Annotated in this window: 21 protein-coding genes and 2 riboswitches; of the genes, 14 read left to right on the top strand and 7 right to left on the bottom strand. The window is 59.2% G+C overall.

The genetic code is table 11. The annotated features are described in order from the left end of the window. The first annotated feature begins 120 nt into the window (after positions 1-120). Positions 121-227: riboswitch (guanidine-I (ykkC/yxkD leader) on the top strand. Positions 228-283: 56 nt separating this feature from the next. From ACESMK_RS13055 to ACESMK_RS13035, 5 genes are all read left to right on the top strand, one after another. After that, complete coding sequence (locus ACESMK_RS13055) at positions 284-1,009, top strand: urea amidolyase associated protein UAAP1 (RefSeq protein WP_372999354.1); 726 nt, start codon at positions 284-286, stop codon at positions 1,007-1,009. Between the two features lie 12 nt (positions 1,010-1,021). Next, positions 1,022-1,660 (top strand): urea amidolyase associated protein UAAP2, encoded by a 639-nt coding sequence (locus ACESMK_RS13050; RefSeq protein WP_372999351.1) that lies wholly within the window; start codon positions 1,022-1,024, stop codon positions 1,658-1,660. Continuing rightward, positions 1,651-5,286, top strand: a complete 3,636-nt coding sequence (gene uca, locus ACESMK_RS13045; RefSeq protein WP_372999348.1) for an urea carboxylase — start codon at positions 1,651-1,653, stop codon at positions 5,284-5,286. Before ACESMK_RS13050 ends, uca begins: the two co-directional genes overlap by 10 nt. A 78-nt stretch (positions 5,287-5,364) precedes the next feature. Further along, positions 5,365-6,432: a putative urea ABC transporter substrate-binding protein gene (locus ACESMK_RS13040; protein WP_372999345.1), complete on the top strand. Its 1,068-nt coding sequence runs from the start codon at positions 5,365-5,367 to the stop codon at positions 6,430-6,432. A gap of 223 nt (positions 6,433-6,655) precedes the next feature. Next, positions 6,656-7,267, top strand: a complete 612-nt coding sequence (locus tag ACESMK_RS13035) for a TetR family transcriptional regulator (RefSeq protein ID WP_372999342.1) — start codon at positions 6,656-6,658, stop codon at positions 7,265-7,267. Here the strand turns inward: ACESMK_RS13035 and ACESMK_RS13030 are convergent. Then, positions 7,250-7,783 (bottom strand): methylated-DNA--[protein]-cysteine S-methyltransferase, encoded by a 534-nt coding sequence (locus tag ACESMK_RS13030; protein ID WP_372999340.1) that lies wholly within the window; start codon positions 7,781-7,783, stop codon positions 7,250-7,252. The two genes, ACESMK_RS13035 and ACESMK_RS13030, sit on opposite strands and share 18 nt — an antisense overlap. A 138-nt stretch (positions 7,784-7,921) precedes the next feature. On the opposite strand from ACESMK_RS13030, the gene ACESMK_RS13025 reads away from it, so the two are divergent. After that, positions 7,922-8,692, top strand: coding sequence for a class II aldolase/adducin family protein (locus ACESMK_RS13025; RefSeq protein WP_372999337.1), 771 nt, complete (start codon positions 7,922-7,924; stop codon positions 8,690-8,692). Between the two features lie 18 nt (positions 8,693-8,710). Here the strand turns inward: ACESMK_RS13025 and glnT are convergent, their stop codons facing one another. After that, positions 8,711-10,069 (bottom strand): type III glutamate--ammonia ligase, encoded by a 1,359-nt coding sequence (glnT, locus tag ACESMK_RS13020; RefSeq protein WP_372999334.1) that lies wholly within the window; start codon positions 10,067-10,069, stop codon positions 8,711-8,713. Positions 10,070-10,228: 159 nt separating this feature from the next. Between glnT and ACESMK_RS13015 the strand changes: the two genes are divergently transcribed. The 3 genes from ACESMK_RS13015 to ACESMK_RS13005 all read left to right on the top strand — a co-directional run bounded on the left by ACESMK_RS13015 (position 10,229) and on the right by ACESMK_RS13005 (position 13,228). Beyond that, positions 10,229-11,260: an alpha/beta fold hydrolase gene (locus ACESMK_RS13015; protein WP_372999331.1), complete on the top strand. Its 1,032-nt coding sequence runs from the start codon at positions 10,229-10,231 to the stop codon at positions 11,258-11,260. Between the two features lie 193 nt (positions 11,261-11,453). Next, positions 11,454-11,561, top strand: a riboswitch (guanidine-I (ykkC/yxkD leader). A gap of 66 nt (positions 11,562-11,627) precedes the next feature. After that, entirely contained in the window at positions 11,628-12,443 is an 816-nt protein-coding gene (locus tag ACESMK_RS13010; protein ID WP_372999328.1) for an ABC transporter permease, read from the top strand. Continuing rightward, entirely contained in the window at positions 12,443-13,228 is a 786-nt protein-coding gene (locus ACESMK_RS13005; protein WP_372999325.1) for an ABC transporter ATP-binding protein, read from the top strand. Before ACESMK_RS13010 ends, ACESMK_RS13005 begins: the two co-directional genes overlap by 1 nt. A gap of 66 nt (positions 13,229-13,294) precedes the next feature. Here the strand turns inward: ACESMK_RS13005 and ACESMK_RS13000 are convergent, their stop codons facing one another. From ACESMK_RS13000 to pedF, 3 genes are all read right to left on the bottom strand, one after another. Continuing rightward, a complete protein-coding gene (locus tag ACESMK_RS13000) occupies positions 13,295-15,070 on the bottom strand; it encodes a PQQ-dependent methanol/ethanol family dehydrogenase (RefSeq protein WP_372999322.1) in 1,776 nt (591 codons plus the stop codon). 179 nt (positions 15,071-15,249) lie between these two features. Next, on the bottom strand, positions 15,250-16,206 hold the full coding sequence (locus ACESMK_RS12995; RefSeq protein WP_372999319.1) for a transporter substrate-binding domain-containing protein: 957 nt from the start codon (positions 16,204-16,206) through the stop codon (positions 15,250-15,252). Between the two features lie 76 nt (positions 16,207-16,282). Then, positions 16,283-16,711: a cytochrome c-550 PedF gene (pedF, locus tag ACESMK_RS12990; protein ID WP_372999317.1), complete on the bottom strand. Its 429-nt coding sequence runs from the start codon at positions 16,709-16,711 to the stop codon at positions 16,283-16,285. 367 nt (positions 16,712-17,078) lie between these two features. Here pedF and ACESMK_RS12985 point away from each other — a divergent pair, with 367 nt between their 5' ends. Both ACESMK_RS12985 and ACESMK_RS12980 read left to right on the top strand, forming a co-directional pair. Next, positions 17,079-18,932: a methanol/ethanol family PQQ-dependent dehydrogenase gene (locus ACESMK_RS12985; RefSeq protein WP_372999314.1), complete on the top strand. Its 1,854-nt coding sequence runs from the start codon at positions 17,079-17,081 to the stop codon at positions 18,930-18,932. Positions 18,933-19,000: 68 nt separating this feature from the next. Continuing rightward, positions 19,001-19,576 carry a pentapeptide repeat-containing protein gene (locus ACESMK_RS12980; protein ID WP_372999312.1) on the top strand — a complete coding sequence of 192 codons (576 nt, stop codon included), beginning with the start codon at positions 19,001-19,003 and terminating at the stop codon, positions 19,574-19,576. Between the two features lie 89 nt (positions 19,577-19,665). Here the strand turns inward: ACESMK_RS12980 and ACESMK_RS12975 are convergent, their stop codons facing one another. Next, on the bottom strand, positions 19,666-20,322 hold the full coding sequence (locus ACESMK_RS12975; RefSeq protein ID WP_372999309.1) for a response regulator: 657 nt from the start codon (positions 20,320-20,322) through the stop codon (positions 19,666-19,668). Further along, positions 20,319-21,542 (bottom strand): ATP-binding protein, encoded by a 1,224-nt coding sequence (locus ACESMK_RS12970; protein ID WP_372999307.1) that lies wholly within the window; start codon positions 21,540-21,542, stop codon positions 20,319-20,321. Before ACESMK_RS12970 ends, ACESMK_RS12975 begins: the two co-directional genes overlap by 4 nt. 163 nt (positions 21,543-21,705) lie before the next feature. Between ACESMK_RS12970 and ACESMK_RS12965 the strand changes: the two genes are divergently transcribed. From ACESMK_RS12965 to ACESMK_RS12955, 3 genes are read left to right on the top strand one after another with little or no spacing between them, the layout of a single operon-like run. Further along, positions 21,706-22,878 carry an ABC transporter substrate-binding protein gene (locus ACESMK_RS12965; protein WP_372999304.1) on the top strand — a complete coding sequence of 391 codons (1,173 nt, stop codon included), beginning with the start codon at positions 21,706-21,708 and terminating at the stop codon, positions 22,876-22,878. 42 nt (positions 22,879-22,920) lie between these two features. Next, positions 22,921-23,895 (top strand): YVTN family beta-propeller repeat protein, encoded by a 975-nt coding sequence (locus ACESMK_RS12960; protein WP_372999301.1) that lies wholly within the window; start codon positions 22,921-22,923, stop codon positions 23,893-23,895. Continuing rightward, entirely contained in the window at positions 23,892-24,614 is a 723-nt protein-coding gene (locus tag ACESMK_RS12955; RefSeq protein WP_372999298.1) for an ABC transporter ATP-binding protein, read from the top strand. Before ACESMK_RS12960 ends, ACESMK_RS12955 begins: the two co-directional genes overlap by 4 nt. Position 24,615 lies beyond the last annotated feature (1 nt).

The following is a 24,615-nucleotide window of genomic DNA, read 5'->3' as shown; positions in this document are numbered from 1 at the left end:
GCACCCCAAACCTCATCACAATAAAAACAGCAACTTAGCGATTGGCATGGACTCTGCAAAGGATCCAACACGCAGCGAGACGTCGGTTACTGAAACCACAATCAAAGCGCCACAATCTGACCAATGGTCAACTAGGGTTCCGGTCTGCCACCCATCAATGCAGACGACTGGTCCGAGAGTTGACGACCTTTTCCAAGGTTACACGGCGGGACAAAAGCCCGGGAGGATCGTTCAGCTACTGACGCCTCTCGCTTTTTAAATGCCTAACCAGGAGGAAAAGGCCATGTTGCAAACCGCAGCCCCCCTCTACGACGATCTGATTCCCGGCGGATCCCACTGGTCCTTTATCATGCGCCGTGGCCACGTGCTGCGCCTGATCGACGAAACCGGCGGTGCCAACGTTGGCATGTTGATGTACAACCCCGAGAACCCGCTCGAGCGTTACAACATGCCGGATACCCTGAAAAACCAGCACACCTTCCTGCTTACCAAAGGCCATGTGCTGCTTTCCGATATGGGCCGGGTATTTGCCTCCATCATCCGTGACGACCTGGGCTGGCACGACACCGTCGCCGGCACCTGCAATGCCGATCTGGTGGAAAAGCGCTGGGGCAAAAAAACCTATCAGCAAGCCCACAACCACTATCACCGCAACGGCTTTACCAGCTTCCTCAACGAGCTGGCCAAATACGGCCTGGGCAAGAAAGACCTGACCGCCAACCTGAACTGGTTCAGCAAGGTGAAGACCGATGACGACGGCAACATGGCGTTTGTCAGCGATCACTCACACGCTGGTGCAACGGTAGACCTGCGTTTCGAAATGGACACCATCGTGGTGCTGCACACCTGCCCGCATCCGATGAACCCGGCCAGCCATTATCCGAGTCATCCCCTGCGCTACCAGTTGTTCAAGGCGGCCCCGGTGACCGATGCCGATCCCTGCAAGACGTCGTTGCCTGAGGCCACCCGGGCCTTCGCCAACACTGCCCTTTACCACCTGTTCCAGTAACGGAGGCCGGACATGATCAAGCAAAGCGAATTGAAGCCCGATAACGCCGCCTTCCGTGAAACCGTCCCGGCAGGTGAGTACTTTCTTAAAGTGGTAAAAGCCGGCGAGACCTTCCGGATTCTGGATCTTGAAGGCAACCAGGCCGCCGACACCCTGTTCTACAACGCCCATAACCCCACCGAGCGTTACAGCGCCGTGGATACCATCCGTGAGCAGGGCAACGTGTACCTGACGGCCGGCTCGAAGCTGATGTCCTCGGAAAACAACGTGATGCTGGAAATCACCGCCGATACTTGTGGCCGTCACGACACCCTCGGTGGCGCCTGTGCAGCGGAGAGCAACACCACCCGTTATGCCCTTGAGAAAAAGTGCATGCACGCCTGCCGTGACAGCTGGCTGGTGGCGGTGACAGAGCATGAAGAGCTGGGCATGACCAAGCGGGACATCACCCACAACATCAACTTCTTCATGAACGTGCCGGTCACCGCTGATGGCGGCCTGACCTTCGAAGACGGTATTTCCGATGCCGGAAAGTATGTGGAGCTGACGGCTGCCATGGATGTGCTGGTGATGATCTCCAACTGTCCGCAGCTGAACAACCCCTGCAACGGCTGGAACCCAACACCGATCGAGGTGCTGGTATGGAGCTGAGCGGCACCCTCAATAACCCCGACAAAGTCCTGATTGCCAATCGCGGGGCCATCGCCTGCCGGATCATCCGTACCCTGCGCGAGATGGGCATCACGTCCGTGGCGGTCTACGCCGAAGCAGACGCTGACTCGTTGCATGTGCGGCAGGCCGACGAAGCTTACTCCCTGGGTGAGGGCTCAGCCCCAGCCACCTACCTGGATCAGGACAAGCTGTTTGAGGTGATTCGCAAGAGCGGTGCCGGCGCCATCCACCCCGGTTACGGATTTCTCAGCGAAAACGCCGGTTTTGCCCGGCGTTGCGATGCCGAGGGCGTGGTATTTCTCGGCCCGACGCCGGAACAGATGGAGCAGTTTGGCCTCAAGCACACCGCCCGGGCCCTTGCCCAGGAAGCGGGTGTGCCATTGTTGCCCGGCACGGTGTTACTGAGAGACCTGGATGAAGCCCTGGAGGCGGCCGAAACCATCGGCTACCCGGTGATGCTGAAAAGCACCGCCGGCGGTGGCGGCATTGGCATGTCCCGCTGCTATGGGCCGGACGATCTGAGCAAGAGCTTTGAGTCGGTCCAGCGCCTGAGCCAGAACAACTTCAGCAACAACGGCGTGTTCCTGGAAAAATTCGTGGAACACGCGCGCCATATTGAAGTGCAACTGTTTGGTGACGGCAAGGGCCAGGTCGCGGCCCTCGGGGAACGGGACTGCTCCGCCCAACGCCGCAACCAGAAGGTCATCGAGGAAGCGCCCGCGCCGGGCCTCAGCGACGACGTCCGATCCCGCATGCACACCACCGCCCGCCAGCTGGGGGAAAGCATTGCTTACCGCAGTGCCGGAACGGTGGAGTTCATCTACGACCCGGATACCACCGAGTTCTACTTTCTGGAGGTGAACACCCGCTTACAGGTGGAGCACGGTGTGACGGAGCAGGTTTACGGCGTCGACCTGGTGCGCTGGATGGTGGAACTAGGTGCCGGCACCCTGCCCGATCTGGACGGACTGAGGAGCAAGCTTTCCGCCTGCGGTCACGCCATACAGGCACGAATTTATGCCGAAGATCCCAACAAGGACTTCCAGCCCGGGGCCGGCCTGCTGACCAACGTGGCCTGGCCGGACGAAGACGGCCTTCGCATCGATACCTGGATACAGCCGGGCACGGAAGTGTCGCCCCTGTACGACCCCATGCTCGCAAAGATCATTGTGCATGAGCCCGATCGGGAGACGGCCCGGCAGCGGCTGATGCAGGCCCTTGAAGACAGCCTGCTCTACGGCATCGAGACCAACCTCAAGTACGTGCGCCAGGTGTTGGATGACCCGCGTTTCGTGGAAGGCCGCCTGTTCACTCGCACTCTTAATGAATTCGACTACCAGCCAGCCACCGTGGACGTACTCAGTGGCGGCACAATGACGACTGTCCAGGATTACCCCGGACGGATCGGCTACTGGGAAATCGGTGTACCACCCTCCGGCCCGTTCGACAGCTATTCGTTCCGGCTTGGCAATCGACTGCTGGGCAATCCCGAGGGCGCTCCGGGCCTGGAAATCACCCTGAAGGGGCCGGTGCTCACTTTCAACCGCGCCACGCAGATTGCGCTGACTGGCGCCCACCTGGACGCCACGCTGGATGATGAGCCCGTGGCGTTCTGGCAGGTGATCAACGTGCCCGCCGGCGCTACCCTGAAGCTGGGCGCCACCACGGCGGACGGCGCCAGGGCCTATGTGTTGTTCCGCGGTGGGCTGGACTGCCCCGAGTACCTGACATCCTGCAGCACCTTTACGCTCGGGCAATTTGGCGGCCACTGCGGCCGCGCCTTGCGGGCCGGCGATGTGCTGGCGTTGGCGGATGCCGAACCAACCGGCCTGACAACCCTTCCTGGCGAACTGAAACCGACCATCGGCAAAACCTGGAACCTGCACGTCACCTATGGCCCCCACGGCGCCCCGGATTACTTCACTGAAGAAGATATAGACACCTTCTTCGCCAGCGACTGGGAGATCCACTACAACTCCAGCCGCACTGGCGTACGCCTGATTGGCCCGAAACCGGAATGGGCGCGCAGTGATGGCGGCGAGGCCGGCATGCATCCATCCAACATTCACGACAACGCCTACGCAGTTGGCACCGTGGATTTCACGGGCGATATGCCGGTCATTCTAGGCCCCGATGGCCCCAGCCTGGGCGGTTTTGTCTGCCCGGTGACCGTCATCAGCGCTGACCTCTGGAAACTGGGCCAGCTGAAAGCCGGTGACAAGGTGAAGTTTGTACCGGTAAGCCAGGACCAGGCCGTGGCCCTGAGGGAAGCACAGGACGAGTCCGTGGCAACACTGACCGCCGCTACCGCCCACATCAAACCCATCAAACCGACAACCCCGATTCTGGACTCGCTGAGCGTCAGCGAGCATGAAACCGGCGTGGTGTACAGGGCCGCCGGCGACAACTACGTGCTGGTGGAATACGGCCCCATGGAACTGGATATCCGCCTGCGCTTCCGCGCCCACGCGCTGATGCTGTGGCTGCGGGACAAGAACCACGACGCCATTCTGGAACTCACACCGGGCATCCGCTCCCTGCAGGTTCATTACGACAGCCAGAAACTGAACCAGCGCACCCTGCTGGACCTGCTGATCAGCGCCGAGAAGCAACTGGAAAAGCAACCGGAATGGGACGTACCGGCGCGCATCGTGCACCTGCCCCTGTCCTGGAACGACGAAGCCTGCCAGACCGCCATCGCCAAATACATGCAGTCGGTGCGCAAGGACGCCCCCTGGTGCCCGAGCAACCTGGAATTCATCCGCCGCATCAACGGGCTGGACAGCATCGACGACGTGAAAAAGACACTCTTCGAGGCGACCTACCTGGTGATGGGCCTGGGTGACGTGTATTTAGGTGCTCCGGTGGCCACACCCCTGGACCCTCGTCATCGACTGGTGACCACCAAATACAACCCGGCCCGCACCTGGACCGCGGAGAACTCCGTTGGTATCGGCGGCGCCTACCTGTGCATCTACGGCATGGAAGGGCCCGGTGGCTACCAGTTTGTCGGCCGCACCCTGCAGATGTGGAACCGCTATCGCACCACCGACGTTTTCGAGCCCGGCAAGCCCTGGCTGCTGCGGTTCTTCGACCAGGTGCGTTTCTACGAGGTGAGCGCCGAAGAGCTGCAACAGATCCGCCGGGACTTCCCCAACGGCGATTACCCGATCCGCGTTGAGGAAACCCGCTTCAACCTGAAGGACTACGAACAGTTCCTGGCCGACAACAACGACGAAATAACGACCTTCACCGACAAGCGCAAACGGGCCTTCGATGAGGAACTTCAGCGCTGGATTGATTCCGGCCAGATCAACTTCAGTTCCGAAGCGCCCATCGAGGACACCGGCGAGGACGACATCGCCAACCTGCCGGCGGGCCAGCACGCGGTGGAAAGCCATGTGGCCGGCAACCTCTGGGAATGCCTGGTGAAGCCAGGCGACACCATCGAGGCCCAGCGCCCGGTGGCGGTCGTCGAATCCATGAAAATGGAGATTGAATTACTGAGCCCGGTTGCCGGTCGCGTGGTGGATGTGCGACGGGAAGCGGGCCAGGCGGTCTCGCCGGGCACACCGGTGGTGATCGTGGAAGAGATCAGCCAATGAATGCCAACAATCCCAAAGCAAGACTGACATCAAAAAAACCAGACTTACCAACACGGGCATGGCCCGAGGAGAGACACCATGAAAACATCTGACCTGAACAAACGTCTGGCGGCCGGCCTGCTGACCGCCTCCCTGTCCATGGGCGCCCTCGCCGAGGAAAAAGATTCCTTCAGCATCGCCTGGACCATCTACGCCGGTTGGGTGCCCTGGCAGTATGCGGAAGACTACGGAATCATGAAAAAGTGGGCAGACAAGTACGATATCGAAGTGGATATCGTGCAGGTCAACGACTACATCGAGTCCATCAACCAGTACACCGCCGGCCAGTTTGATGGCGTAGTGGCTACCAGCATGGACGGCCTGTCGATTCCGGCCGCCTCGGGCCTGGATACCACCGCACTGATCGTCGGCGACTACTCAAACGCCAATGACGGCCTGGTGTCCAAGGATGCAACCTCCATCGAAGAGCTGGAGGGTGAGACGGTTCACCTGGTAGAGCTGTCGGTATCCCATTACCTGCTGGTGCGCGCGCTGGACACCGTTGGCCTGGAAGAGCGGGATATCAGTGTGGTGAACATCTCTGACGCGGACCTTGTTTCTGCCTTCCAGACTGACGATGTTCGCCACGTGGCTACCTGGAACCCCTTGCTTACAGAAGTGGCCAACTACCCCGGGGCGACGCCGCTGTTCGATTCCAGCCAGATTCCAGGCCACATCAAGGACCTGACCCTGGTGAATTCCGAGACTCTGGAAGATAACCCGAAACTGGGCAAGGCGCTTGTAGGTGCCTGGTACGAGACCATGAGTATTCTCGCCTCCGACAGTAAAGAAGGCCAGGAAGCCCGTGCTTTCCTGGGTGAGCTGTCCGGCACCGACCGGGCCGGTTATGAGGCTCAGTTGGCGGGTATGAAGATGTTCTGGAAGCCGGAAAACTCCGTGGAGTTTATCCGCAGCGATGAAGCCCGTGAGGCCATGGACAGCGTTCGCCAGTTCTCCTTTGACAAGGGTCTGCTTGGCCAGGGCGCCATGAGCCCGGACTTCGTTGGCATCGAGTTTCCGGATGGTTCGATCATGGGCGACTCAGGGAACGTGAAGCTTCGGTTTAACGACAGCTATATGCAGATGTCGGCAGACGGGGAGATCTGACGGTCTCTTTGCTTGCCTGATTAGTTACCGAAGGGCACGATACTCGTGCCCTTTTTGTTGGCCTGGGAGTATGTTGGTGTGGGAACGCCTTGCCAAAACACGCTCCTTGCGGCACATCCCTGTGACGCTTGGGCTCCGCCATCCCTGGCTCCGCACAGTTTTGGCAAGGCGTTCCCACACCAACCTTTCAACTGCACAGTAAGTCGTCGAGAAAAAACTCTTTATGCGCCGTACCAAGGAAGAAGCTGAGAAAACACGCCAGACCGTTCTTGAAGCGGCCTTAAGATTGTTTAGTCGGGACGGTTATTCCCTGACGACTCTCAGCCGGATTGCCAAAGAAGCCGGCTGCAGCCGTGGGCCGATCTACTGGCATTTCGAGAACAAGGATGATCTTTACGAGGCCGTTCTTGGCTACTCCCAGGAACCGCTGGAAGCCCTGGTCGCGGAATGTTCCGGCATGCGGGAAACGCCCATTGAGGCCATGGATCATTTCATAGAGCGCTGGCTGGGCCTGCTGGCCAATGATCGGAAGTATCGTCAGTCATTCGAGATTCTGTTGAACAAAACCGAGCTGACCGATGCCATGAGCCGGACGCTGAAGCGGGAACGGGCGCTGACAACGTCGATTATTGCAATGTTTCGGGATCTGGTGGGCGAGGCCGCTGAGCGGGGTTTGATTTCTACGCAGGAAGATCCCGAGGATCTGGGGCTGCTGAGTTACACCTATCTGATGGGCATTACCCAGACCTGGCTGTTTGCGCCGAAGCTGTTTTCGTTGAAACAGGAAACGGCGTTTTTCCAGCGGCAGTTCTGGGTGTTACTGGGTCGAGGCTGAACGCTCTTTTTCAAGCAGTTTCTGCTTTCGGTCCAGGCCCCAGCGGTAACCGCCGAGGGAGCCGTCGCTTCGCAAGACACGGTGGCAGGGAATCAGCACGGCGATGCGGTTTCGCCCGCAGGCGGAGGCAACAGCTCGAACGGCTTTGGGTTCACCCAGTCGCCTTGCCAACTCCGTGTAAGTTACCACCTCACCTTCACGGACGCTTAACAGGAGTTTCCAGACGCGAGTCTGGAAAGCGGTGCCACGGATATCCAGAGGGACATCCGGTCTAGGCATGTTCTGGCTCAAATGTTCATCCAGAGCCAACATCCACGCATCCAGCTCCGGCGATGCCTTCGCCTGAGACGGAGCCAGTCGAGCCTTCGGGAACTCCTTCTGTAACTGATCTCGCAGTGCCGTCTCGTCATCCCCGAATTCGGCAAAACACACGCCCTGATCGGTGGCAGCCATCATCAACAGGCCGAGTGAGGTTTGCCGGCAGGTATAGGCAATGGTTTCTCGATCGTCAGGCATGTCGTGGCTCCTTCATGTGCGCATAACCGACTACCCATATGATGCGCCTTTGCTGCGCCCCCTTCCATCCGATTCTTGCGGGCGCTACATTGACCGTCAATCAACAATAAAACCAACCGATTCCGAGGGGTCAGCACTATGTCCGAGCAATTGGCAATTCCATCCAAAAAGGGTGAAGTCAGTGAGGATGAGTGGCAGCTTCGCATTGACCTTGCCGCTGCCTACCGCCTGATTGCTCTCTACGGCTGGGACGACCTTATCTTCACCCACCTCTCCGTGCGGATTCCCGGTGACGAGCATCATTTCCTGATCAACCCCTACGGCATGATGTTCGAGGAAATTACGGCTTCCAGCCTGGTACGCATTGATCAGGAAGGCAACAAGATCAATCCGGAGGATTTCGACATCAACCCGGCCGGGTTCACCATCCACAGTGCCATCCATTCGATTCGTGAGGATGCCGCCTGTGTGATGCATACCCACACCACGGCAGGTGTGGCCGTTTCGGCACAGAAGGAGGGCCTTCTGCCGTTATCCCAGCAAAGCCTGTTTCCGCTGTCGGGACTCGCTTATCACGATTACGAAGGCGTGGCGCTGCGCGAAGACGAGAAGGCGCGCCTGCAGGCAGATCTGGGCCATGCCCGGTTCATGATCCTGCGCAACCATGGTCTGCTTACCACAGGGCCCAGCGTGGCCGAAGCCTTCCTGAATATGTATATCCTGCAGCGCGCCTGCGAAGTGCAGATTCAGGCCATGTCCGGGGGACAGCCCCTGGTGCGAATACCCGACAGCATCCTCAGCTCCATCCGGGAACAGGCGAAGAAGGTCACCAAGGGTATGGGCGGCAACCTTGCCTGGCCCGGCCTGCTTCGAAAGCTGGACCGGATTGATCCCGGCTTCCGAAACTGACATTGCATCAACGAGCTATCAGAACATTTTCAGGTAACGGTCCACCTCCCAGGACGACACGTGGTTCTGGTAGCTTTCCCACTCCGCTTTCTTGTATTCGATGAAGCTGCTGAACATGGCGTCGCCAAAGACCTCTCTGGCCAGTGGATCTGCCTCGAACGCCTCTACCGCTTCGCCCAGGTTCCGGGGCAGATACTCAATGCCCTGCTCAGCGATTTCGGCATCGCTGTAGTTGTACATGTTCTCGTGGTGAGGCGCGCCCGCGTCCAGTCCTTCCCGAATGCCTTCCAGGCCTGCGGCCAGTATCAAGGCGCTGCCCAGATAGGGATTGCAGGCGATGTCTGCAGCACGGCATTCAATCCGGCCGCCCATGCCGGGGATCCGGATCATGTTGGTGCGGTTGTTGGAGCCGTAGCACATGAATACCGGCGCCCAGGTGGAACCAGACATGCTGCCCTGGCGCACCAGCCGCTTGTAACTGTTTACCGTGGGCGCAATCACGGCACTGATGGCAGCGCCGTGTTTCAGCACACCGGCTGTGAAGTGATAGGCGATCTTGCTGATGCCACAGTTGTGCAAATCGTCGCCCTTCGGTTCGAACAGGTTTTCGCCGGTCTTCAGGTCCGCCAGCGACATATTGTAGTGGGCGCCACTGCCGGTGCGGTCGGCAAAGGGCTTGGGCATGAAGCTGGCGAAAGCACCATGTTTGCGGGCAATCTCGTTGGCCATCATCCGGAAAAACACCAGACGGTCGGCCATGGTCAGGGCGTCGGCGTATTTAAAATCCGTCTCGAACTGACCGTTGGCGTCTTCGTGATCAAACGAGTACACGTCCCAGCCGAGCTCGTTCATGGCGTCCACCAGCTCATCCATGATCGGCAGGTTGTCCATGAGGGTGCGGGGGTCATAACAGGGCTTGCCCAGAGTGTCCCGGTCACTCAGAGGCGCAAAGCTCCCATCCTCGGTGTCACGGAACAGGAAAAACTCGGTCTCAATACCAAGATTGAAGCGATAACCCATATCAGCGGCAGTACTCAGCTGGCGGCGGAGGATGTTTCTGGAACAGGCCTCAAACGGTTCACCGTTCAGGAACAGATTGCCCGGAAACCACGCCAGCTGACGATTCCAGGGACAAATGGCCAGCCCGCCCGGGTCCGGCATGGAAGCGACTTCATCGTCGGAGATATCCTGGGGCACGCCATCCAGGGCGGCCCCTGTGTACAGCTCGGAGCCTTCCATCATCTGCCCCAGATGAGCTACGGGCACAAACTTGCCCTTGGTGATGCCATGGATATCTACGTAACTGGCAACGGCGTATTTGACGCCCGCATCCGCGAGCTTCTTCTTGAGAGCCTGGGTATTGGTCAGGTCAGTCATGGTGTTTCCTCTCTGCAACCCGGCTAGACGGGTGGTCGGTTTATGTTCTGGCACGTTTCTTTCTAGCTTTCTGTCATTCAACTTACATGCCAGCGTGCATGTAAAATGCCAAAAACAGGATTTGTCAGTTCAGCTCAGGGCAGGAAAGCGAGGATAAAAATGTCGATACACCATTGGGTTAGAGAAGATTTTGAAGCAGGAGACCTCCCTCTTTCCGGGGGCAAAACCCTGAACGCCGCCCGCCTGCACTATCACCAGATCGGGCAACTCAATGCACCAAAAGACAACCTGATCCTGTTGCCCACGTACTACGGCGGTGCAGCCGCAGGCAATCATCCCTGGGTTGGACCTGACAGCCCTCTGAATCCGGGCAAGTACTGCATTGTTGTTCCCTGTCTGCTTGGCGCCGGTGAATCGTCGTCCCCATCAAACATATCCGGAACCCAGGCAGGCCCGGATTTTCCGGTGGTCAGTCTCTACGACAACGTGATACTGCAGAAACGATTGGTGGAGGAGGTGTTTGGAGGTGCGAGCATTGCCCTCGTGATGGGCTGGTCCATGGGCGGCATGCAGGCGCTTCAGTGGGCCTGCCTGTTCCCCGAACAGGTGCGTTCGGTGCTGGCCACCTGCTGCACCGCACGGTGCTATCCCCACAACCAGGTGTTTCTGGAAGGTGTAAAAGCTGCTCTGACCTGCGATCAAAACTTCGAGGGTGGCCGCTACCGGAAGCCACCTGAGCGCGGACTCCAGGCCTTTGGCCGCGTGTACGCCGGCTGGGCCTATTCCCAGGCGTTTTTCCGACAGGGGTTATGGAGGGACCTGGGCTTTGATTCCGTAGAGTCCCTTCTCAGGTTCTGGGAACAGGACCACCTGGCCCAGGACGCCAACAATCTGCTAACGGTCCTGCAAACCTGGCAGCAGGGTGATATCAGCGATAATCCGGTGTTCGGCAAGGATTACGAATCCGCGCTCGCCGCTATCACCATGCCGACACGGATGATGCCCAGCAGGACCGATCTCTACTTCACGCAGGAAGACGCAACAGAAGACGGACGCCGGATGCCAGGCGCCATCGTCGACACCCTGCGCTCAGACTGGGGCCATATTGCCGGTGGCGCCGGCCGGGAGAGGACCAGCCACGCGCGGATTCTGGCGGCGGCCAGTTGCCTGCTAACCGGAGAGGCATCATGATCGAGCACCCCAACCTCTACCGCACCAATCCGGTGCACATCTTTAACTTCACCTACGCCGGGATGACCCGTTTTCTCCCGTTTGCCGGATCTGGCACGCCATCTGCACAGGTCGATACAGCAGTTTTTCAAAACCCTGATCCGTTTACGGCACTGTTCACAACACCGAAGACAGAGCGGCGAACACAACGGACGCAATGGGTAACTAGGGTTCCGGTCCGGGCACACAATCATCCCGGACGGCTGGTCCGAGAGTTACCGACCTCTGGGAGGTTACACGGCGGGACAAAAGCCCGGGAGACTGAATCGCAAGGGATGCTGCTACCCGCGATGACCTTGCCGTGTTGTGTGACCAGAGGAGACGATCTATGAGAATGATCAACCGCCATCCCGGGCGGGTTTCAGCCACCCTGCTGGGCCTGCTGCCCTTTCTGTTGATCATGCTTGTCTACAGCCTGGCCTCTCAGGAACGCCTGGCGGAAAACCCCAACGACAAACTCCTTCCCGGCCTGGAACAGATGAGCGCCGCCGTCGACCGGATGGCCTTTCAGGAAGATCGCCGCAGTGGCGACTATCTGATGTGGCAGGACACCACCGCCAGCCTGGAAAGACTTGGTCTGGGCGTTGGCATTGCCGCTTTGCTGGCTTTGGTGGTAGGCATTCTAAATGGCGTGTTGCCCCTGGTGAGAGCCAACCTTGCCCCACTGGTGTCCGCACTCTCCATGGTACCGCCCCTTGCCATCCTGCCTATCCTGTTCATCGTGTTCGGGCTGGGCGAGCTTTCCAAAGTCATGCTGATAGTCATCGGCACCGCCCCCATCATGATGCGGGATGTCGCGCAACGGGTCCGGGAGCTGCCGGGCGAACAACTGATCAAGATCCAGACCCTGGGCGCGAACTCCTGGCAGGTGATCACCCGCATGGCCTTGCCCCAGGTGTTGCCGCGGCTGATCGACGCCGTGCGCCTGAGCCTGGGGCCGGCCTGGCTGTTCCTGATCGCAGCAGAGGCGATTGCATCTACCGAGGGTCTCGGCTACCGGATTTTCCTGGTGCGGCGCTACCTGGCCATGGATGTGATCCTGCCGTATGTCATCTGGATCACCATCCTCGCCATCGTGATCGACCAGTGTCTGCGTTTTGCCAATCGCAGGCTGTTCCCCTGGTACAACGCAGGAGGCCACTGATGAGTTTTATTACCGTCAACAATCTCTGGAAAGAGTATGGGGATCAGGTCGTCCTGGAAAACCTGAACCTGAACGTGAAACAGGGAGAGTTCTGCACCCTGGTGGGCGCTTCCGGTTGCGGCAAATCCACCTTCCTGAAGATGCTGCTAGGCCAGGAAACCCAGACCCGCGGCGAGCTGTTGCTGGAAGGTGAAGCCTTCCCGGGGGAGCCGGACCGCAACCGGGGCATTGTTTTCCAGCGCTACTCGGTGTTCCCGCACCTGACCGTGCGCCAGAACGTGCTGATGGGTCTGGAACTGGAACAGAAACCCTGGCTGGGTAAGCTGTTCGGCAGCGCCCGTCGGGAAGCGCTTGAGAAGGTGGATGCCATGCTGGAATCGGTAGGGCTGGGTCCGTCGGCCAACAAGTGGCCCCACGAACTCTCCGGCGGCATGCAACAGCGCCTCGCCATCGCCCAATCGCTGATCATGAGGCCACGGGTGCTCCTTCTGGACGAGCCCTTCGGCGCCCTGGATCCAGGCATTCGGGGCGATATGCATGATCTGTTACTGAAGCTCTGGCAGGAGACCGGCACCACCATTTTCATGGTGACCCACGATCTGAAGGAAGGGTTTTACCTGGGCACCCGACTGCTGGTATTCGACAAGGTACGCAACGATCCCCACGATCCGCAGGCGTTCGGCGCCACCATCACCTACGACTTGCCAATCGGGCAGACCGACCGAAAGCTGTTCGAGGATATCAACCAGTCGGTCAGCGAGACCGCCCGGAATCAGGCGGCCTGAACGTGAAAGGGGCCGCCCGAAGGCAGCCCCCTTTTCACTCCGGCTCCAGGCCGGTATTGGACAGGATCAGTTGCTGGCGACGCGATCGCTCGGCAACTTGAAGGTCCAGACGGTGCCGCCCTGGTTGAAGTTTTTGACCACCTTGGCCACTTCACCACCCCAGAGTGGAACCGCACCGCCCCAGCCGGATGAAACGGAGACGTACTGCTCACCGTCCATGGTCCAGGTCACGGGTGTGCCGACAACGCCGGAACCGGTATTGAATCGGTAGAGCTCTTCCCCGGTCTTGGCATCGAACGCCTTGAGGTAACCTTCCGGAGTACCAGTGAATACAAGGTTACCAGCGGTGGCCATCACGCCACCCCATAGTGGAGCAGCGTTTTCATAGCGCCAGACTTCCTCGCCGGTTTTCGGATCCATGGCCCTCAGTACGCCGATGTATTCGTCATTGGCCGGCTTGATGGTGAAACCTGCACCCAGGAACGCCGCACCTTTCTTGTAGGAAACGGGCTCGTTCCAGATATCCATGGACCACTCATTGGACGGCACATAGAACAATCCGGTGTCCTGGCTGAAGGCCATCGGCATCCAGTTCTTGCCACCCAGGAACGCGGGCTGGGCCACTACCGTTTCGCCCTTATCGCCGTCGAGATCGGCGGGGTTACCGGGACGACCACCATCGGTAAAGATCGGACGACCCGTCTCCGGATCCAGGCCTTCCGCCCAGGTAATCTTGTCCACGAACGGGAAGCCACGGATAAAGTCTCCGTTCTCACGGTTCAGAACATAAAAGAAGCCGTTACGGTCGGCCGTGGCAGCGGCTTTTACCGTCTTGCCGTTCTCTTCGTAGTCGAAGGAGATCAGCTCGTTGACACCGTCATAGTCCCAGCCATCGTTGGGGGTGGTCTGGAAGTGCCACTTGATACTGCCGTCGTCCGGGTCAATAGCGAGACGGGATGACGAGAACAGGTTGTCGCCAGGACGCAGATGCGAGTTCCAGGGCGCCGGGTTACCGGTGCCGAAGAACAGGGAGTCGGTGTCCGCATCGTAAGTGCCGCCCAGCCAGGTTGCAGCGCCACCGTTCTTCCACATTTCGCCAGGCCAGGTAACCCCTGCCTTGCCGCCGGAAATGCCGTTCTCAACCTTTTTGCCATCTTTGTAGACATAGCCCATGTGGCCTTCGACGGTCGGGCGGGTCCAGACCAGGTCACCGGTGTTGGCGTCGTAGGCTTCTACCTTTCCGACAATACCGAATTCACCACCGGAAACACCGGTAATGACCTTACCCTTCACCACGATTGGAGCGGCAGTAATCGCGTAGCCGGCCTGGTAGTCCGCCACTTTCTTGATCCACATTGGCTTGCCGGTATCTTTATTGAGGGCAACCAGCTTGGCGTCGAGTGTGCCGAAAATGACCTTGTCACCGTAGATCGCAGCTCCACGGTTAACCACATCACAGCAGGGCATGATGCCGTCCGGAAGACGGGCATCGTACTGCCAGATCTCCTCACCGGTTCTTGCGTCGATGGCGTAGATTCGGGAGTAGGAGGCGGTGACATACATGACACCGTCCTTGATCAGCGGCTGGGATTCCTGGCCACGCTGCTTCTCGCCTCCGAAGGAGAACGCCCAGGCCGGCTGCAGATACTGAACGTTACTGGTGTTCAGGTCTTCCAGAATGCTATAGCGCTGGCCCTGGGTACCCATGCCGTAGCTGACAATATCGTCGGGCGTCTTGTGATCGTTGAGAATGTCTTCGTCGGTTACCGCATGGGCTCCGCAGGAAACTGCCAGGGCCAGGGCACTGGCCGCAATGCGAATCCCGAACTTGTTGGTTATCATGGTTGCGCTCTCCAAGTCTCTTGTTTTCGATTTCTCGGTGAACCGGGAACTTTTCCCGCCTCTGGTACGATTCTTCGCATTGGGGGCAAAACCGACAATTGCCCCCCGGAACAGGTTTTCTCATCACTTGGTAGTACTACTTCACAAAGCTCTCTGAACACCGAACAGTGACCGAAACGTCAGAGGTCCCCCTCCGCCCGGGCAATAGCCTGCTCATCCAGAAAATTCCGGTAGTAACCGGGCACGCTGTAACGGAGATTCTGACTGGCCATGAGCTCGTTTACCTCTCCGGTTTTGACCAGCTTGTCGACGATGGCCTCAAGGGCATAACCCAACTGGCGATGGGTGTGTTTGATAGCCATGCCCACATCCCAGACCTGCTTGCCAATACCGGGGAAGCCGTTACCTGCCGCCTTGAATGCCGAGTTCGCCGGCTTTGCAAGCTCATGATCAATTTCGGAGCGCATACCCATCACCGCGCTGACCTCGCCTTTGCGCAGCGCCTCGAACGCGTCCGCTACGCTGGCATAGTGGTTAACCTGTTCACGCATGCGTCCGCCGAATGCCGAGGTCAGGTAAAAATCAGGCAGGGTGTCAATTTCAACGCCAATAGGGTTGTACTGGAATACTGCCACGGTCTCGACGGAATCAAGCTTCCCGGGATCATAGGCAATCTGCCAGGTTTCCTGCTGATAGGGTCCGAACAGAACAACCTGTTCGTTGATGTACTCACCGGTGGAATCCTGCATGTAGGCGTAAGTCTTGTCGTAAGGCACCCGCAGCATGACATCGGCAAGCCGCTGCTTGGCCAGGTAATGTCCCTTCCAGACATTGTTCCGCAAATCATCTCCCAGGTTTTCATCCGGGATAATCCAGTGCACCTTGAACTCCACGCCCATTTCCTTGGCAATCCGGCGTCCAAGCTCAATGTCGATCCCTCTGGGTTCACCATCGACCTCGTAGGAATAAGGCGGAAAATTCCGGTACACGCCGACCTTCAGATAGCCGGAGTCCAGAATGATGTCGTAGGTCCGTTCCGCCGGTCGGTTGAGGAGTTTGTCTCCGTCGTCAACCTCCTGGGCAAGGACTACCTGGGTGAACAACAGCATCACAAGAATTCGAGCCAGTGTTTTCATTGTTTTCTCCCAACGACGAAGGGCCGGCAAAAGGCCGACCCGAATTCAGGCATGGGCAGTGAAGGGGTTGGCCCCATCACTCCGGCTTGGGCAGGGATTCCACATAGGTGCGAATGGCCCACATGGCGTTCTGGTCCATGCTCTCCTTCCAGGAAGGCATGCCGCGATCTGTGCCGTTCATGACCCGGCCGATGTAGTACTCGTCGTCCCATTCAGTCAACTCGCGAAGATCAGGCGTCAGGCCGCCGGACATCGCCCGGATGCCATGACAGGCGGCACAGTTGCCAGCGTAGGCACTCTCACCAACCTTTACTGCCTGAGCGTTGTAGTCACCCAGTTCATTGCCTTCGCGGAAGGGGTTCTCGCTGCGAACGTCATCGCCCAGTTCCGGCAGGTTGCCCGTATCCACTTCCTGTGGTGTGACATTGCCGTGCGCAATTGCGAAGCCAGCCAGGCCAAGCAGGGCCGCAGCCACGATCGTTTTGAGTGAAAAGGACATTGCCATTGGTGTTACCTCTGTTTTTTTGGATTCCCCGTGGTTGGCTATTGGATTTGTCTGTTGCCAACTTGCTGAACTCCAGTCTAGGAATCCCCCCGCCCAATCCGAATGCCACTTTGGGGTTTTTGACTTAGTTCCTTGGTAGTAGACGCTCTGAGCGAAGGCCAAAGCACGAGATTCAAGCCCAGCACCCCAAAAACGGCCATTTTTCATGAAGAAGCCGGCGTTTCGGGAAGTTTTCCCGGCCTTTATTGCCCCTTTCCCGACTTTGCTGTGGGTTTTTCCGTCGCTACTACCCACGCTCCAGCCAATACTCGAAGCGTCGATGCCATGAGCAAGACGATGGTTACAACAAAAACCAAGGGGAAAGACTATGAACATCAAAACACGCAAACGCCCGCTGCTTCGCGGGATTGGCCTGGCGCTGGCGCTGGGTTCCGCAGCCGGTCTCGCAAGCCAGGTGAGCGCCAGGGACGTCACCTGGGAAGACATCGCCAACGATGCCCAAACAACCGAAAACGTGCTGGGCTACGGCATTGGCCCCAAGGCACAGCGATACAGCCCCATGACCACCATCAACCGGGACAACGTCGAACGCCTGGTTCCGGCCTGGTCATTTTCGTTTGGCGATGAGAAGCAGCGGGGGCAGGAATCCCAGGCTCTGGTGCACGACGGCGTTATCTACGTCACCGGCTCCTACTCTCGCCTATGGGCCCTGGATGCAAAAACCGGGGAGCGACTGTGGGAATACAACCACCGACTTCCGGAAGGCATCCGTCCCTGCTGTGATGTGGTAAACCGTGGCGCAGCCATTTTTGGCGACAAGGTATTCTTCGGGACTCTGGATGCAGGCATCGTCGCCCTGAACAAGGACACCGGCAAAGTGGTCTGGCGGGAAAAGTTCGCCGATCACGAAGCAGGCTACACAATGACCGGTGCTCCGACACTCGTCAAAGACCAGGAAACCGGCAAGGTTCTGCTGATCCACGGCTCCTCCGGGGATGAGTTCGGGGTCGTAGGCAAGCTGTTTGCCCGGGATCCGGATACCGGTGAAGAAGTCTGGATGCGACCGTTCGTTGAAGGCCACTATGGCCGCCTGAACGGCGAAAAAAGCACGCCCACCGGCGACCCCCGCGCGCCCAGCTGGCCGGATGATCCCAACACCGAAACCGGCAAAGTGGAAGCCTGGAGTCATGGCGGCGGTGCCCCCTGGCAAAGCGCCAGCTTCGACGCGGAAACCAATACCATCATCATTGGTGCCGGTAACCCCGCGCCCTGGAACACCTGGAAACGCACATCACCCGGCGGTGACCCTGCCGACTACGACAACCTGTACACCTCCGGCCAGGTGGGTGTAGACCCGACCACCGGCGAGGTGAAATGGTTCTACCAGCACACGCCGAACGATGCCTGGGATTTCTCCGGTAACAACGAGCTGGTGCTGTTTGAATACGATGAAAACGGGGAAACCGTGAAGGCAACGGCCCATGCCGACCGCAACGGATTCTTTTATGTGGTCGACCGTGAGAACGGCGAGTTCAAGAAAGGCTTCCCCTTCGTGGACAACATTACCTGGGCCGAGCGCATTGGCGACGATGGCCGTCCGGTGGAACGAAAGGGACAACGGCCACCACCCGTTCCCGAGGGTGAGACCCGTGGCGAAGCCATTGAGGTATCTCCACCTTTCCTCGGCGGCAAAAACTGGAACCCCATGGCGTACAGCCAGGATACGGGGCTGTTCTACGTGCCCGCCAACCACTGGAAAGAGGATTATTGGACGGAAGAGGTCACCTACAAGAAAGGTGCCGCCTACCTGGGCCAGGGCTTCCGTATCAAGCGCATGTACGACGACCACGTGGGCATCCTTCGCGCCATGAACCCGCTCACGGGCGAGATCGAATGGGAGCACAAGGAACGGTTACCACTGTGGGCCGGCGTACTGGCCACCAGGGGCGGACTGGTGTTCACCGGCACAGGCGACGGCTTCCTGAAGGCGTTCGATGCTGAAACCGGGGAGGAGCTCTGGAGGTTCCAGACCGGCTCGGGAATCATCTCCTCTCCGATCACCTGGGAAATGGACGGCGAGCAGTACATTGGCGTTGCCTCCGGCTACGGCGGCGCGGTTCCGCTCTGGGGCGGCGACATGGCCGAGCTGACCAAGCCCGTGTCACAGGGTGGGTCATTCTGGGTCTTCAAGATGCCATCCTGGGCACAGGCTTCCCGCTGACTGTCCTCCGGCCTGGGCCTGGCAATTCGCCAGGCCCCTTTTTCCGCCTAATATTCGGGAGTGAAATCATGAGAGCACTTATTACCGCCTCGTTTTTACTGGTCGTCACACCGGCGCTGGCCGGCGACTACATGGCAGACCGGGATCAGGCACCAGTGATCAACGGCTGCAAACTCGAACGCGAGACCAGTTGCGCAGGTGCCAACCTGCAGGGAGCGGATCTGTCGAATATGGATCTGCGTTCCGCCAACTTCCGCGGTGCCGACCTGTCTGGCGCCAACCTGAGCCACACCAGCCTCAGAGGTGCCAACCTTGATGGCGCGAACCTCGATAACATCACCGGCTACCGGCTTCAGATCTACCGGGGCAGCGTGCGGGGAGCGACGCTCAGAAACGCCAGCCTGCAGGGAATGCAGGGCGAATACCTGTTCGCCCAGGGCGCGGACTTTACAGGGGCAGATCTGACCGGCGCCAACTTCGACTTTTCCCGTTTTTCCGGCGCCACCCTGGTAAACGCCATCATGCCCTTCAGCAGCTTCGAGATTTCCTGGCTGCCAAAGGCAAATCTGGAGGGGGCCAACATGCGGGGGGCAAATCTTCAGGAAGCCAAACTGGGCTGGCCAACCTGGCTGACGCGGACCTGACCGGAACCCGCATCCACTACGCCACCTTTGAGGGCACCCATATGGAGGGCTGCACGGCCTGCCCCTTTGACTGGTAACCCGGGGCGGGTTCAGACCCGCCTCGCTTCCTCCAACTGACCATAGCGAATAAGGCCTGCGTCCACCGCCAGATGAATCAGTTCTACCGACGACCCAACCTGCAGCTTGCTCTTCAGGCCCGCCAGGTGATTGGAAACGGTCTTGCTGCTAACACATAGCCGCTGCGCGATACCCGAAACACTTTCACCCCGGGCATACATCAGAAGTACCTCCATCTCCCTCTGGGTCATGTCCCTGAGCCGGTGATCCACAGGCCGTTCCTGATTCATCGCCAACCGGGTGGCAATCGGATGTTCAATGTAGGGCTGGCCGTCGGCGACCCGCTTCACTGCGTCTGCCAACTCCTCCGGCGCGCAGCTCTTCGACACAAATCCCAGGCCACCGACATCAAGAGCCTGCCTGACCATCGGCAGCTCATCGTGCATGGTAAAAAACAGGATCGCCGCGCCACGCCAGCGCTGACGCAACCGGCGCCCGACTTCCAGACCAGAGATGTCAGGAAGCCCCATATCGAGCAGCACCACATCCGGTCGCAACTCGCCATATCGGGCAACCGCATCCTGACCATTGTCGACTTCCGTAATCGCCACCGCCGGCAGCATCGAGCGCAGCAGATTCGCGATCCCCTGGCGGACCACCTGGTGGTCATCCACAATCATCAGCTTCACAGCACACCTCCGGTATTTGGGCTGAGCGGTACGGCAAGGCGAATACGCGTTCCCTCACCCATCCTGCTCAAAAACCTGACCTCACCCCCCAGGCAGCGGGCCCGTTCACGCATGGAACGCACCCCGAGACCCGCATTGCCGGGCAACTGATCATTGCCGACACCGTCGTCGCGTACCTCAATACTCAGCTCGTTGTCTTTGCGGGCAACGGCCAGGGTGGCGCAAGACGCGTTGGCATGGCGGGACACATTGTTCAGGGCTTCCTGAAGAAACCGGTACAGGTGAGTCTGCTGTTCGCCGGTGAATTCCGGCAGGCACTCATCCATGGCCAGGCGACACTCCAGCCCGCTGAGCTGTTGCCATTGCTCGGTCAGATGACGGATGGCACTGCCAAGGCCAAGCTGCTCCATCACCAGCGGATGCAAATCCTGCAACAGGTGCCGGAAATGTTTCTGGATAGTCTCGCAGTGCTCCGCCAGATCCCTGGCCTGCTGCTTTTGCCGGTCGCCCAGATCCGGATCGTAGAGCAGACTGCGTGCCTGGGCGCGAATTCCGGTCAGGTACTGGCCGAGGTCGTCGTGCAGCACCCGGGCAATGTGTTCCCGCTCGCGGTCCTGCAACTGCAGCAATTCATTAAGCAGGCGACTGACGGTCTGCTGTTCCGACTCAAGCGCGCCAGCCATGGAATTGAACCGACAAACCAGGGAGTCCAGTTCCTGTTCACCCTGTCGCGGCAGCCGGGACGTCAAATGACCCGATGATATCGCGCCCATGGCCTCAGAAAGACTGGCAAGCGTGCGCATGCCTCGCCTCACTATCACGAACAGCGCCAGAAAACACAAAGCCATACCGATCGCATAAGCCCCTGATATGGTCAGGAAACCCTCCCAGATTTCTTCAACTTCGTCTGCCGGATCCATCTTCCAGCCATTAACCACCGGTCGAGAGTCTTCCCCGGCAATCAGTGCTGAAAACCAGGAGGGCACCTCGTCACCGGGAGTCGACCCGGCTCTACTGGCCGGACTCAGATGGCGCATGCCGCTTACCACGGATTCCGGAAGACTCGCCGGAGCGCCCAGGCTCTCGGCGAGCCCGGTAACACTCTCCAGTTCCCGCTCAACATCGTGCCTGGCCTGCTGGACGTAAAAGAGCGCCCCAAGCAGGTATATGACGATGAAAACCGCCAGCATCAGGAGGGCAATCTTTCGGTATACGGTCATTATTTTTATCCGTTACGGGTAAACAACCTTTCCATACCCATGCTAAAGCCAGCAATTTTCACAGGAATAGTTCTTTAGTACCGCCACTTTCCTACTTTCTGAATATTTCCGGGACTTTTGCCCTTCTCTAAGCTGGAAGCACAACAACAAACCGGAGAACCCCATGTCTTTCCTTTCCCGGACAGCGGCCACTTCACTGATCACACTGGCGGCGGCAAGCCCGCTCCAGGCTGAGACCCTCGACGTGCGGATTGGCTATCTGCAATGGGTGCCAGACCAGGGCCCGGTGCTTTCCAATGTGATTCCGGAGCCGGAGGACGCTGGCCTTCGCGGCGCCGAGCTGGCCATCAACGACAACAGCACCACCGGCAAGTTTCTGGGCCAGACCTACTCACTTCAGAGTGAGGTTGCCGATTCAGAAGAAGCGGCCCTCGCGGCCTTTGATGCCATGCGTGAGAGCGGTATTGAGCTTTTCGTGGTGAACGCTCCGGCCGAGACCTTGAAGACCATCACAGGCAGGACCGGCGACAACACCCTGATCTTCAACGCCGGCGCCAAGGACGATGCCCTGCGCACCGGCCAATGCCACCTAAACCTCATGCACACCATGCCCAGCTATTCGATGCTCACCGATGCCCTCGGCCAGTGGCTGAACCAGCGGCGCTGGGATGAGCTTTTCCTGATTACCGGGCCCACCGAGGCCGACAAAGGCTGGGCCAATGCCTTCCGCCGCTCGGCCAAGCGTTTCGGGCTCGATATCGTCGAAGACAAACCCTGGACCTTTGACGCTGACCTGCGTCGCACGGCTTCCAAGGAGCTGCCGGTGTTTACCCAGGCCAGAGCCTACGACGCGGTTGTGGTCGCGGATGTGCGGGGGGATTTTGGCGAGTACGTGCCCTTCAACACCTGGCTGCCCCGGCCAGTGGTCGGCACCCAGGGCATGTCGCCCGTCACCTGGCACCGGGTGGTGGAGAGTTGGGGTGCCGCCCAATTGCAGAATCGTTTCCGCGAATTAGCCAGTCGGGATATGAACAGCGAAGACTACGCCGCATGGGCGGCCATTCGATCTATTGGCACCGCGGTGACCGCACTGAGCGACGCCAACCCCGACGAGATTCGCGGCTTCCTGTTCAGCGACCAGTTCCAGCTCGCCGCCTTCAAGGGTCGCAAACTCACCTTCCGTGAATGGAACGGCCAACTGAGACAGCCGATTCCACTGGTTCATCCGCGGGGACTGGTAGCACGAGCTCCATTTGAAGGCTTCCTGCACCCGAATACAGAGATGGACACCCTCGGCTTCGACAGACCTGAGAGCGAGTGTCGGATTAACGGCTGAGCCTGATGGCCGCCAACGTTCAAAACAAGAAGGAGTCACACCATGAAAACCCTGTTCAAACAGACCGCACTGGCCACCATGATCGGCCTGTCGACACCGGCACTGGCCAGCGTGGCCTATGTGTCCAACGAGAAAGACAACACCCTGTCGGTGATTGATACCGAAACCCAGGAGGTTATTGAAACCATCGATGTCGGCCAGCGGCCCCGGGGCATCCTGCTGTCCAAGGACTTCACCAAGCTCTATATCTGCGCCAGTGACGACGACACCGTTCAGGTGCTGGATCTGGCCACCCGCAAGATTGTGGACACCCTCCCGTCCGGCGAAGATCCGGAGCAATTCGCGCTGCACCCGAACAACAAACACCTGTACATCGCCAACGAGGACGACGCCATCGTGACCGTGGTGGATGTGGACACCAAGGATGTTCTGGCCCAGATCGATGTGGGCATCGAGCCCGAAGGGATGGCTGTGAGCCCCGACGGCAAGTGGGCGGTCAACACCTCCGAAACCACCAGCATGCTGCACTGGATCAACACCGAGACCTTCGAGATCGAGAAGAACATTGTGGTGGGCCAGCGCCCGCGCCACGTGGAGTTCACAAAGGACAGCAAGGTTGCCTGGGCGTCTGCGGAAATTGGCGGCACCGTGCACATCATCGATGTGGACAGCCTGGAGCAGATTCACGAGATGTCTTTCAAGGTGCCTGGCGTGAACCAGGATCGGGTCCAGCCGGTGGGTATTGAACTGACATCCGATGGCAAATACGCCTTCGTGGCGCTCGGCCCCTCCAATCATGTGGCCGTAGTAGATGCACAGACCTATGAAGTTCTGGATTACCTGCTGGTCGGCGCCCGGGTGTGGCAGCTGGATCTCGACAAGGACGAGAAGCACCTCTACACCACCAACGGTGTCTCCGGAGACGTGTCGGTGATCGATGTGGAGGAACTGAAGGTCATCAAATCCATAAAGGTAGGCCGCTACCCCTGGGGTGTGGTCATCGATCCGACGTCATGACCATCGAAGCGAGCAACCTCAGCTTTCGCTACGGCGACAAGCCGGTGCTCCGGGAGGTCAGCTTTACGCTGACCTCTGGCCGTTTTCACGCCCTGCTCGGGCCCAATGGCGCCGGCAAATCGACTCTGTTTGGTTTGCTCACCCGCCTGCTGGCCCTGCAGCAGGGCGAACTCCTGCTGGCTGGGCAATCCCTGAAAAACCAGCCGGCCGAGGCCATGCGCCGGATCGGCGTGGTGTTCCAGCAGAACGCCCTGGATCTGGATCTGACCGTTCGCCAGAACCTGCAATATCATGCCGCTCTGCACGGGCTTTCCCGCAAAGAAGCCCGGGTTCGAGGTGACCGGGAACTGGAACGTTTCAGCCTGCAGGACCGAGCCAACGATGCCGTCCGCCAGCTCAACGGCGGCCATCGCCGGCGAGTGGAAATAGCACGGGCCCTGCTCCATGAACCCTCGCTGCTGTTGCTCGATGAACCCACGGTGGGCCTGGACGTGGCCAGTCGCAAAGCGCTCAACGAGCATGTCCGAGCCCTGTGCGACGAAGACGGCCTGACCGTGCTCTGGGCCACCCACCTGATCGAGGAAGTCCGTCAAGACGACCGGGTCCTGATCCTGCACCAGGGCCAGCTACTGGCCGACGGCAATGGCCAGGCCATCTGCGAAGCCGAAGGCACCCGGGACCTGGCCGAAACCTTTCATTCCCTGACCGGAGCCGGCTGAC

Origin of the sequence: Marinobacter sp. (assembly GCF_041687235.1) — a bacterium.
GTDB lineage: Bacteria > Pseudomonadota > Gammaproteobacteria > Pseudomonadales > Oleiphilaceae > Marinobacter.
This window is presented reverse-complemented; position numbering and strand designations above follow the sequence as displayed.